The organism is Mycobacterium sp. D16R24 (assembly GCF_002013385.1).
In the GTDB taxonomy this organism is placed as follows: domain Bacteria; phylum Actinomycetota; class Actinomycetes; order Mycobacteriales; family Mycobacteriaceae; genus Mycobacterium.
This window is the reverse complement of sequence record NZ_MAEV01000013.1, coordinates 1-10,191: the sequence shown is the minus strand read 5'-3', so window position 1 is coordinate 10,191 and position 10,191 is coordinate 1. Positions and strand designations below refer to the sequence as shown.

Below are 10,191 nucleotides of genomic sequence, written 5' to 3'. Positions count from 1 at the left end.
CTAAACCCTTCCGTCGCCGAATACGTATGAGTGCTCGCGCACCTGCGCCAGCCAGTCCTGCCCGGGATGAAGTCTCAGCACCGACCAGCCGGCGTCGTTGAACATTTCCTCGACCTCTTCAGCGTCTGGCGGGGTGGACTCTTCGACGAACACCGCCAATGCAGATCCGTCGGCAATGAATGCGAAGTCGGGGCGCACCGTTGCCTTGGCTACCGGTTGCCCGGCGTTATCGGGGAGCGCGAACTCGTGCTGCACCAGCAAGTCGATGAAGGCCCGTTGCAACTCGGATTCACACTTCGCCTTGAGCTCTGACGCCTTGTCACCGCGGGGCTCGTCGTCGATGGCCGGCAGCGTCGTCGCTTCCGCGAGCCGCAACAGCAGGTCGCGGATCACATGCCGGTCGATCACCGCGTGGTCGGTCTGGTTGCCGTAGGCCAACAGGCAGTCGTAACAAGCCTTCTCGCATCGTTCCCGGGCTCCCTCTGCCCGGCCCAGATCGGTGCCGTCGGCACTGAAGTGCATGATCTCCAACGCGGCGAAGGCGACTCGCGCTAAGGCGTCCGGTTCGGTGTGCAGCCGCCGCAACACACCGGCGCCGCCCTCGGCCGACTCGGTGAACAGCATTCGGCCGCGTCCGTCGTTGTCGGGAAGCGCTTCGCTGGACAGTTCGGAGTCCTCCAGCTGGAACTCCGCTTCGATACCGCGTTCCAGCGCGTAGCGCAGGCTGGTGGACACCTCCTCGGCGACGGGCGTGTCGAGTCGGACCACGAGGATGTTGCGGGTGTCCTCGACGTAGGGGATCACCTTCTGCTTGGTGGGGACGTCGGCGGCGTCGTCCAGCGATTCATCCTGGGGCGTGGCGTCTTCGGCGTCCCGCTCCGAGAGCCAGTTGCCCTTGACGGTGTCGAGCCAGTAGCCGAGGTCTGCCGGATGCTTGCGTCGCCGGCGGCCCACATTGGTGACGCGCACCGTCGCAGTGTCGCCGTAGCTGACGGTCATCAGCCCGCCCTCACTATCCCCGACCGCGGCGTCGGAGCGCCCCAGGCGAGGACCGTGCTCGCTGAACCGGTAGGAGGTGTGCAACTCGAAACCCGCTCTGCGGCGTTCTTCCTCGTCGCTGGAGATGCGTTCGCGGCGGCGGGCGAACACCGTCTGCATGCGCATCAGCCCGTACTGCGGCGCGCTCAGCGGCGCCGCGCAGTTCTCGCACACGTCGAGTCCGGGGCGGCGCACGTGGTGATAGCCGCACGACTGACAGCGGTAGGCATCCTGGGTGTCGACCGTGCCGATGCCGCCCGAATTCATCGGAACTTGGATGCGCTTAATCTCGTAGCGGGCGCCTTCGTGGTAAATGATTGCGCCAGGCCCGAATTCGCTGATCGCCAGGAAACGCGGGCGTTGCAGGTAGTCGCCGCCCGCTCGGTTGCCGATCGTCGGCCGCACGCCCGGAATGTAGGCGGCCAGCGGCAACCGGGGAAAGCTGTACCCGGGCAGGAATCCCTCGCTGGCGAAGTAGCGGTAGGTGTAGAAATCGGAGTGGGTGCGGTCGGTGTCCTCGTTGCGCAGCAGACGAAGCTGACCCTCGGCCTCACGTCGGCGCCCCTCGGCCGCAGTCCGCGCCTGCTTCCTCACCGAGCCGTCCAGCACGATCCGGTTTTGCTCGGCCTGATCGTCGAGTGCAGCTTGGTACAGCTCGCGCCACCGCTCGCACGCCCGGTCGAACTCATCGGGTGCAGCGGCGATGACGGTTGCGGGCCAGTCCACATGCCACCACGACGTACGTTGAAGATCCTCGATGAGCGGGGCGATCACCGTGGCGGCCCGTTCGGTTGCTCGCCGGATCGCATCAGGGTTGCGCAGCGTCTTGTCGAGGTTCGAGGTCAATGGCATGCCGGGCGATTCGAGTTCCAGCAGCTGGGGCATCCGCGAGTGCAGATCGGCGCCGGTCTCCGACAGCCAGAGCGCCTGCAGGTGGGAGGCAAGCAGGGCTTCATTGGTGAGGTCAAGGCGCGGTGGGGCGACTGAGCCGGCGACCATGTCGACGGACCGCCGGAAGTAATACTGGTCATGCGAATTGCCGGTTGCGCAGTAGGTGGTGACCAGTGCGGGTTGGCCCGACCGGCCCGCACGTCCACTGCGTTGGGCGTAGTTGGCGGGCGTCGGAGGGACGTTGCGCAGGGCGACGGCGTTCAGGCTCGCGATGTCGACACCGAGCTCCATCGTGGGTGAGCAGTACAGCACCTTCAATTCGCCTTTGCGGAAGGCCTTTTCACGTTCCTCGCGGTCCGCAGCGGTCACCTGGGCGGTGTGTTCGCGGGCGTACATGCCGACGAGTTCGGGTGCGGTGTGGCGGTAGAGCTCAAGGAAGAAGGGGTTGACCCGGGTGCCCTGATCCGGGTCGAAACCCTTCCGCAGCGGATCGGGTGCGCCGGTGACACCGTCACCCCGCTTCCAGATCACCGCCGAGGCCTTCAGCCGGTAGTTCGGTCCCGACAGGCCTTCGACGTCCACGGTTGTCAGAAGGCCCGCGCGGTCAAGAACTTTGAGGAGATCTTCGATCACCTTTTGGGAGTCGGCGGTGTCCATCTGCTCGCCGCCGAGGGTGAGCCCGCTGGACTCGCGGATATACCGTCCCAGCGCGGTCCGCCCGGTCAGGCGGGCGATCGACCGCAGGGCGCCCGGCTTGCCTGCCCCGGTGGACACCACCGCCGGCCGGGGCCGAGGCTCGTGCGGGGGAATCGACCACAGTCCTTGCAGGTGCTGATCGGACTGCCGCTTCACACGATCGAATCCGTCGTCGGTCAGGCAGTCGATCGCCACCGCAAGATCGCGCCGGAACTCGTCAAGAATGATATGGCACAACTCTTTTCGCTGGATGGCGGTGGCGTTTCGCAGCGGTTCATAGGCCGGCTCCCACAGTGCGGTGTCGGCCGCGATTTCGGGGAGCGACTCGTACTCCACGACCAACAAGCCGGTCTGCTCCAAGTTGGGCATCGTGACCCGCCAGCCGCGTTGAAGGTCGGAGTACAAGCGGTACTCGATGAACTCCTTGAATGCGCGCTCAGCCGACGACCGGGCGCCGTATACCGCCTCGGGGTTGGCGGCGTAATCCTCGAATCGCAGGCCCAGGCTCTCGACCGCTCGCTGCGCGACGTCCTCGTGGTGCAGGCTTCCGCTCTGCAATGCCCGGTAGACGGCTCCGCGCAGCTGAACCATCTGGACAAAATCATTGAAGTGCCCGGCCTGCAAGCTCGCATCCTGACGGTTGTCGACGAAGGTCAGTAGTTTGCGTGACTCCTCGCTGAGTTCGCCGGGTGGGATCTTGTCCAGCGAGCGCACTATCGAGGTGCTGAGCACAGAAACCGCGGAACTTCGGCCTTCAGCATCCAGGGTCGCCAGCTTGGCGAAGTCACTTCCTCGAGCTTGTTCGTAGGACACCTTGCAGCGTAGGCAGAACCGGAACGGAGCCGGGACGAACGCTGCGTCGATGCCAGCGCCGGTGACCTCGGTTCCGCCGACGTCGACTCGGACCCGGCGCGGCAGATATTGGCGGCGGCGTTCGGCGACTTGCCCGTCAGCCAGCCAAGAGTCGGGCAAGCGCCCCTCAGGGAGCGGGTCCGCCGGCCACGGCTGATCGGTCGAGATATAGAGGTAGCCGTTGGCCTGGTCTCCTCCGCTGGCGTCGCGGTCACGCCGCGGGCGGTAGATCACATCCGAGGCCTCAGAGGACCGCGCGACCACCAGATACTCCTGACCGCACTCCCGGCAGAAGGCCAACGGTATCAGGATGTGATCGGGCCGATCGGGCACCGCGATCTGGTACTGCGACGTGATGTGCCGCCGGGCCTCGTTTTCCAGCGACACATACACCGTGTCGCCTTTCGAGAGGAACTGGTGCAACCGGAAGGCGAACAGCGGTCTGCCTGTGACCGGGTGTCTAGCCGCTGAGCCGGCCAACAGTGTGGTGCGAATCGCTTGGGCGCACTGATCCACGGTGCGCCCGGTGAGGTCCGCCAGGCGCGCTGCCGAATCCCGCACTCTGGCCGGACGCTGCCGGATCACCCGGCCCGAATTCTCTTCGATCGCAAGCCCGAACGTTGTCTCGATCCAGGACGCCAGCGACGAATCAGCCAGACCCTCATAGTCGCCTGCGGCTCCACCCGCCTGAACCTCTCGGGACAACTGCGCGATGTCGTCGGGATCGCCAGTAGTGGCATGGTCAAGTGTCTCGCCGATAACACGGTCAGCCGTGACCTCCGCGCCGAACAGGCCCGTCGCGACTTCAGCAACAACCCGGCGCTGGTCGGCGTCGGTCCCGGCGCTGGCCATCGTCGCGGAGGTGCCGACACACTGCATAGCCGGCGACTGGCAGGCATCTCGCACCCGGCGAACCAGCATGGCGACGTCCGCGCCTTGGCGGCCGCGGTAGGTGTGCAGCTCATCGAGAACCAGGAACTCTAGGCCCTTCGCCGCGTCGACGAGCTTTCGCCGCTCTTCCGGCCGGGTGAGCATCAACTCGAGCATCACGTAGTTGGTGAGCAAGATGTCGGGCGGGTTGCGGAGGATAGCTTCGCGGCGCTCGCCTTGCTCCTGACCGGTGTAACGGGCAAAGGTCACCGGCTCGTTCCCCTCGCCGTAGCCGAAGCGCAGAAACTTCTCGAGCTCACCGACCTGGCTGTTCGCCAGGGCGTTCATCGGGTAGACGATGATGGCCTTGACTCCTGCCTGGCGCGACTGTTGGCGGAGCACCCGGTCGACAATCGGGACGATGTAGGCCAGCGACTTACCGGAGCCAGTGCCCGTGGTGAGCACGTAACTCTTCCCGGAGCGCGCGGTCTCGATGGCCTCTCGCTGGTGGCGGTGCAGGGTGATCGGCCGGTCGCCGGCGTCCACCAAGTCTGCCTTAGGGCGGAAGATCCTGGCGCACTCGGGGTGCAGCAGGTCGTCGGCGACCAGTTCGTCAATGGAGCCGCCGGCGGCGAAAGTCGGGTTCAGCGAGAGCCACGGCTCAGGCCATTGCTTGCCTTCGGCGAGCTCGTCGTCGACGTATTGCTTGATCCGAGGGTCCCGCGGCACGACGGCGCTGGTGGTGAAGGATTTGTAGTCGTCGATCAGCTCCTGATGGACCCGAAAGATGTCCATACAACTCTCCTCCCTCCGGGATAACTCTCCTACCCCGGGCGCACCCCCGCGGCCGCGCATCCGGTCACCTTGCCCCATGCCCGACTGGCACATACGGCCCCTGACCAAGGGGTCACGATGAACATACCGGCGGCTCGTCGCTTTGGGGCTCGTCTTTGCCGCTGTTTCTTGGGCTACCGCGTCATCCCATCATCGATTCGGTAAACGATCCTGGCCGTGCTTGCGGTAGAGGTCGTCAACAGCGATGATGTCGGGCTCGGTCCAGAGCTGGCGGTTACCGCTTGCGCTCATCGCCGACCCTCCAACATCCGGTACACGGTCATGCTGGACACCTTATGAGCCCGAGCTAGTGACGCGACAGTCTCACCGTTGGCGTGGGCGCGGCGCACAGCCGCGACCTGCTCGGGATCGAGCTTGGGCTTCGCGCCGCCGAGTGAGCCGCCGCGCTGGCGGGTCAGCTTGCGCTTGGCCTCGGCCCGTTCATGTTTCAGGCCCAGCTCGTAATCGGCGACGTGGGCCAGGATGCCCATCACCATTCGCCCGCAGTCGGTGCTGGAGTCCAAGCCATCGGTCTGCGAGCGGACGACGATGCCCCGGTCGTGCAAGTCCTTGATCGTGGCGAGCATCTGGAGGGCGTCACGCCCGAACCGGTCGAGCTTCCAGACGGTGAGGGTGTCGCCGGGTTTGAGCTCGGTCAGTGCGGCGGCGAGCTGAGGCCGGTCGTTGCGCTTACCCGCTCATGGTCTCGGTGAAGATCGGTGCGCAGCCCGCCGCCTGGAGCGCGGCGACCTGCTGTTCGGTCTTCTGTTTGCTGGCGCTCACTCTTGCATAAGCGACGTTCTTGGTCATGCCGCCTAATGTCACACGGTTATATGACAGCCCCACTTGGGTTTTCACGCACCGACGCGGCCTGTCGCAAAACGCTTAACATCTGTGACACCAGGTCGCTGTGGGACCGGGAACCGCGTCGAGGCGGGGGTTCAAACTGCCAGGTAGGCGACTGCATACGAGTACCGTCCGCTGTCGGTATTGTGTGCAGAAAGGTATCTATTTGATACGATTGCGCACATGGCGATCTGGGATCGGCTTGTTGAACTTGCCGCCGAGCAACATGGCTACGTCACGACTCGGGACGCGCGGGATATCGGTGTGGACCCCGTGCAGCTTCGTCTCCTGACGGCACGCGGACGTCTTGAGCGTGCCGGTCGTGGTGTGTACCGGGTGCCCATTCTGCCGCGTGGTGAGCACGACGATCTCGCAGCCGCAGTGGCGTGGGCTTTGGGGCGTGGTGTTGTTTCGCATGAGTCGGCCCTGGCGCTTCACGATCTTGCCGACGTCAACCCGTCGCGCATCCATCTCACGGTCCCGCGAGACAACCATCCACGCGCGGCCGGGGGTGAGTTGTACCGGCTTCACCGCCGCGACCTGCGGGCAACCGACATCACGTCGGTCGACGGCATACCTGTGACAACGGTTGCGCGCACCATCAAAGACTGCCTGGACACGGGGACTGATCCCTATCAGCTTCGGACGGCGATCGAGCGGGCCGAAGTAGAGGGGACCCTTCGTCGTGGGCCGGCGGCTGAGCTGCGCGCCGCCGTCGATGCACCCGCCCGTGGCCGGGCTCGAACGAAGAGGGCGTCGGCATGAACCAGCCCTATTCGTCGCCGCCGACGAACCCGCGTTCATTGCGGGATCGGCTCGCGCAAGCAGCGCAACGGCAGGGTGTGGTGTTCGGCCGATTGCAGCGCCACGTCGCGATGATCGTCGTCGCACAGTTCGCAGCCATGCTCATCGACGACAACGGCGCTCCGCTGCTGTTGGTCAAAGGCGGATCGTCGCTCGAACTGCGTCGGGGGATCCCTGATTCGCGAACGTCCAAAGACTTCGACACCGTTGCACGTCGCGATATCGAAGAAGTCCATGAGCAGCTGGCCGAGGCGGGCGAGACGGGGTGGGAGGGGTTCACCGCGATCTTCACCGTCCCCGAGGAGATCGACGTTCCGGGCATGCCCGTGAAGCCGCGACGATTCACCGCCAAGGTGAACTACCGCGGCAAGCCTTTCGCATCTGTTCCGATCGAGGTCTCCACCGTCGAAGCCGGCAATGCCGACCAGTTCGACACTCTCACTTCGGATGCCCTGGGCCTTGTCGGGGTCCCCGTGGCGGTTTCCGTGCCGTGTATGACCATTCCGTGGCAGGTCGCGCAGAAGCTCCATGCGGTCACCGCGGTGTTTGAAGCGCCCAGGGTCAACGATCGCGCTCACGATTTGGTGGACTCGCAGCTTCTGGAAGGGCTGCTGCCCGACACCGATCTTTCGTCAACGCGCCGCGCGTGCGTCGCGGTGTTCGAAGCGCGTGCTCAGCATCCATGGCCGCCGAATGTGACCGCGCTGCCGCACTGGCCGCCGATCTACTCGGGAGCGTTGGAAGGGCTGGATCACCTTGAACTTGCTGCGACGGCAGAGGAGGCGGCCGGGGCCGTGCACAGATTCGTCCACCGGATAGATAGGGCGACGAAAACCTGATTGTCGGTGTGGTGCGTTACACCTGATGTGACAGCCGAAGAAAGGCACCGAAGTGGCGGACGACGAGCACGGCGAAGTGGAGAACGTGGGGGAGTGGATCGACCGATTGGAGGCGTTCGCCTCTTCACTGGACGACATCGAGGGCGAGAGTGCGACAGATTTCGCCGACAACGCCCTGGAGGCATGGCAGCACCTCACGCTGTCGAGCGTTACCGGTGTAAACCCTTCTGCTCTAGTCATTTTCGAGGCGCTCAATGCGCTGGCGAAAACATCGACAACCATGACTATGGACTGGGCAGACACACCAGACGTCCGGGATCGTTACACGAGGGATTCCGCTCAGCGGCTTATGGAAGATGCTTTGCGCGATGTCCTGTCGGAGCGGAAGGGCTGGCTGACCGGGGGCCTGCCATCGTCGGATGAGATCCAGCAGCGGTTTGCCGCCGTTGCCGCTGATCTCAAGGAGTCCCTGGACGTACTTGGAAGGCGGACGGCCGAGATGGACGCCGAGGATACAGAAGCGGCAGCCGATCCATACGGAGCGATTCTGTTGCATCGCGACCCAAGCCGATCCGACGCACCCATCTTCGAGCGATTGTGTTCGCTCACCAATGAAGAAAACACACGCTATCGCGATGCGTACGAACGGCTTCGGCGGATGATTGACAGCGAGCTGCTGCAACACATCTCCGACGAAAGCGACCGATTGTGCGACGTTCTGGTCGGCGTTCTTGGTGAGCTCCAGAGCCAACGCGTAACACTATCCGACCAGGACGCCATGGACGAACGGCGGCGCAGAATCCGCTCAGCGCTTATCTCTTTCACCGCCGCGCTACAGATCCACGAGTATCAGACGATCCGTAGCGCCCGACGAACCCTCAGCCTCGACCGCTCGCAGGTGGAGGAGGTCAAAACACTCTTCGACGATCTCAAGAAGATGTCTTTCGAGTACCGGTGGCTGGAGGCTTTGCGTGATGCGTTGCAGCACGGTGACATCGGAATTTGTCAAGTCAAATGAGACAGTGCTGATCAGTTGATTTGTGTTTCGGGTTCGTTGATGTAGACGGTCGTCTTCCTTTTCGGTGGGGTGGGTCGGCGGCCGAATCGGGCGGGGTTGGCGTGGTAGGCGGCGGTCAGGGTGATGTGGCGGGCCTCGTCGATAGCGTCGGCGGTGCCGAAGTGCACCGATGCCGGGGTGTGCCACCCGATGCCGGAGTGGCGGTGGACGTGGTTGTACTCGTTGAAGAACCCGTCCAGGTATATGTGCGCATCACCAAGGGAGGCAAACGATTTGGGGAAGTCGTGGACGTATTTCAGGGTCTTAAACTGGGCCTCGCTGTAGGGGTTGTCGTTGGATGTTCGCGGGCGGGAGTGCGATCGGGTGACACCGAGGTGGGCGAGCAGCTCCGACACCGATCCCGAGGTCATCGACGTGCCGCGGTCGGCGTGGATCGTGTGCGGGACCGCGCCGTTGCGGGAGACGGCCTCTTCGATGAATTCCTCTGCCTCCTCAGCGCTTTCGGTGGCCGACAGCAGCCATGCCGGGTTGTAGCGGGAGAAGATGTCGATGATGACGTACAAGTGGTACCAGACGCCCTTGGCCGGGCCACGAAGTTTGGTGATGTCCCAGGTCCAGACTTGGGAGGGGCCATCGGCGAGCAGTTCGGGTTTGACCTTCGCCGGGTGCGTGGCCTGGCGTCGCCGTTCCCTGCTTTGGCCTGCGGCTTGGGCGATGCGGTACATGCTCGATGTCGAGCACAGGTAGTTCCCTTCGTCGAGTTCACGCGCCCAGATCTGGCAGATCGCCAGGTCGGCGTACTTCGGGGTATTGATCAGGGCGAGCACCTTCGCGCGTTCAGTGTCGGTGAGCGACTGACCGTTCTCCGGTGCCCTATGCGGCCTGGCGGGGCCCTCAACGGGCGGTGTGCGGTGCCGGTAATGGGTGGCGCGGGCGCGCCCGATCAGGGCACAGGCGCGGCGCACGGGTGCCCCGGCGGCCCGCAGGTCGTCGTAGGCGACGGTCATGGCTTGCTCAGTCGCGGCGGTGTGCCCGGCCCCTTGGAGATCGACTCCAAGAGACCGTGCAGTTTTCCCATGATCTCCAGCGCGGCCTCCGTCTGCGTGAGCTGCTTGCTCAGGCGGGCGTTCTCGCGGGTGAGTCGAGCCACCTCACGGGCCGCTACCGATTCATTGGTGACGTTGGCAGACAATGCGTTTCGGGACTTGCGGGTCGCGCCGGCCGTTTCCCTGGCTTGAGCCCATTCCCGCATCTGGGACTGGTAGAGGCCCTCACGGCGTAACACCGCGCCCTTCTCGCCGTGCGGGGCGGCGAGGTACTCATCGAGGATCCGGTCGCGGTACTGCGCGGTAAACGTCCGCCGGGTCGGCCGGGGCGCCGGATCAACCGGCTGCTCGCCACCTACCGGCTTCGGGCTGTCCATGGGTCGGGTAACTCCAGTCTCGCCCTCGAAAAACAGTGAACTCGGGGAAGTCCGAGTGTCTCATCACAGCCTGACAGAGA

Annotated in this window: 8 protein-coding genes; 3 read left to right on the top strand and 5 right to left on the bottom strand. The window is 64.6% G+C overall.

Going from position 1 to position 10,191, the window contains the following annotated elements; translation table 11 throughout:
* From B4383_RS11520 to B4383_RS26285, 3 genes are all read right to left on the bottom strand, one after another.
* Entirely contained in the window at positions 1 to 5,142 is a 5,142-nt protein-coding gene (locus B4383_RS11520; RefSeq protein ID WP_078293902.1) for a DEAD/DEAH box helicase, read from the bottom strand.
* A gap of 287 nt (positions 5,143 to 5,429) precedes the next feature.
* Positions 5,430 to 5,840 carry a recombinase family protein gene (locus tag B4383_RS11515; protein ID WP_286150733.1) on the bottom strand — a complete coding sequence of 137 codons (411 nt, stop codon included), beginning with the start codon at positions 5,838 to 5,840 and terminating at the stop codon, positions 5,430 to 5,432.
* Positions 5,841 to 5,871: 31 nt separating this feature from the next.
* Positions 5,872 to 5,991, bottom strand: a complete 120-nt coding sequence (locus B4383_RS26285) for a recombinase family protein (protein WP_139360707.1) — start codon at positions 5,989 to 5,991, stop codon at positions 5,872 to 5,874.
* 180 nt (positions 5,992 to 6,171) lie between these two features.
* Between B4383_RS26285 and B4383_RS11510 the strand changes: the two genes are divergently transcribed.
* The 3 genes from B4383_RS11510 to B4383_RS11500 are packed head-to-tail and all read left to right on the top strand — an operon-like array spanning position 6,172 to position 8,688.
* Complete coding sequence (locus B4383_RS11510) at positions 6,172 to 6,792, top strand: type IV toxin-antitoxin system AbiEi family antitoxin domain-containing protein (protein WP_078293897.1); 621 nt, start codon at positions 6,172 to 6,174, stop codon at positions 6,790 to 6,792.
* Positions 6,789 to 7,670, top strand: coding sequence for a nucleotidyl transferase AbiEii/AbiGii toxin family protein (locus B4383_RS11505; protein WP_078293895.1), 882 nt, complete (start codon positions 6,789 to 6,791; stop codon positions 7,668 to 7,670). The genes B4383_RS11510 and B4383_RS11505 overlap by 4 nt, the downstream gene beginning before the upstream one ends.
* Positions 7,671 to 7,722: 52 nt before the next feature.
* Positions 7,723 to 8,688: a hypothetical protein gene (locus B4383_RS11500; protein ID WP_078321073.1), complete on the top strand. Its 966-nt coding sequence runs from the start codon at positions 7,723 to 7,725 to the stop codon at positions 8,686 to 8,688.
* Positions 8,689 to 8,699: 11 nt separating this feature from the next.
* On the opposite strand, the gene B4383_RS11495 is transcribed toward B4383_RS11500, so the two are convergent.
* Both B4383_RS11495 and B4383_RS11490 read right to left on the bottom strand, forming a co-directional pair.
* Positions 8,700 to 9,695: an IS3 family transposase gene (locus tag B4383_RS11495; RefSeq protein ID WP_078321072.1), complete on the bottom strand. Its 996-nt coding sequence runs from the start codon at positions 9,693 to 9,695 to the stop codon at positions 8,700 to 8,702.
* A complete protein-coding gene (locus B4383_RS11490) occupies positions 9,692 to 10,111 on the bottom strand; it encodes a hypothetical protein (RefSeq protein WP_078321071.1) in 420 nt (139 codons plus the stop codon). Before B4383_RS11490 ends, B4383_RS11495 begins: the two co-directional genes overlap by 4 nt.
* Positions 10,112 to 10,191: the final 80 nt, after the last annotated feature.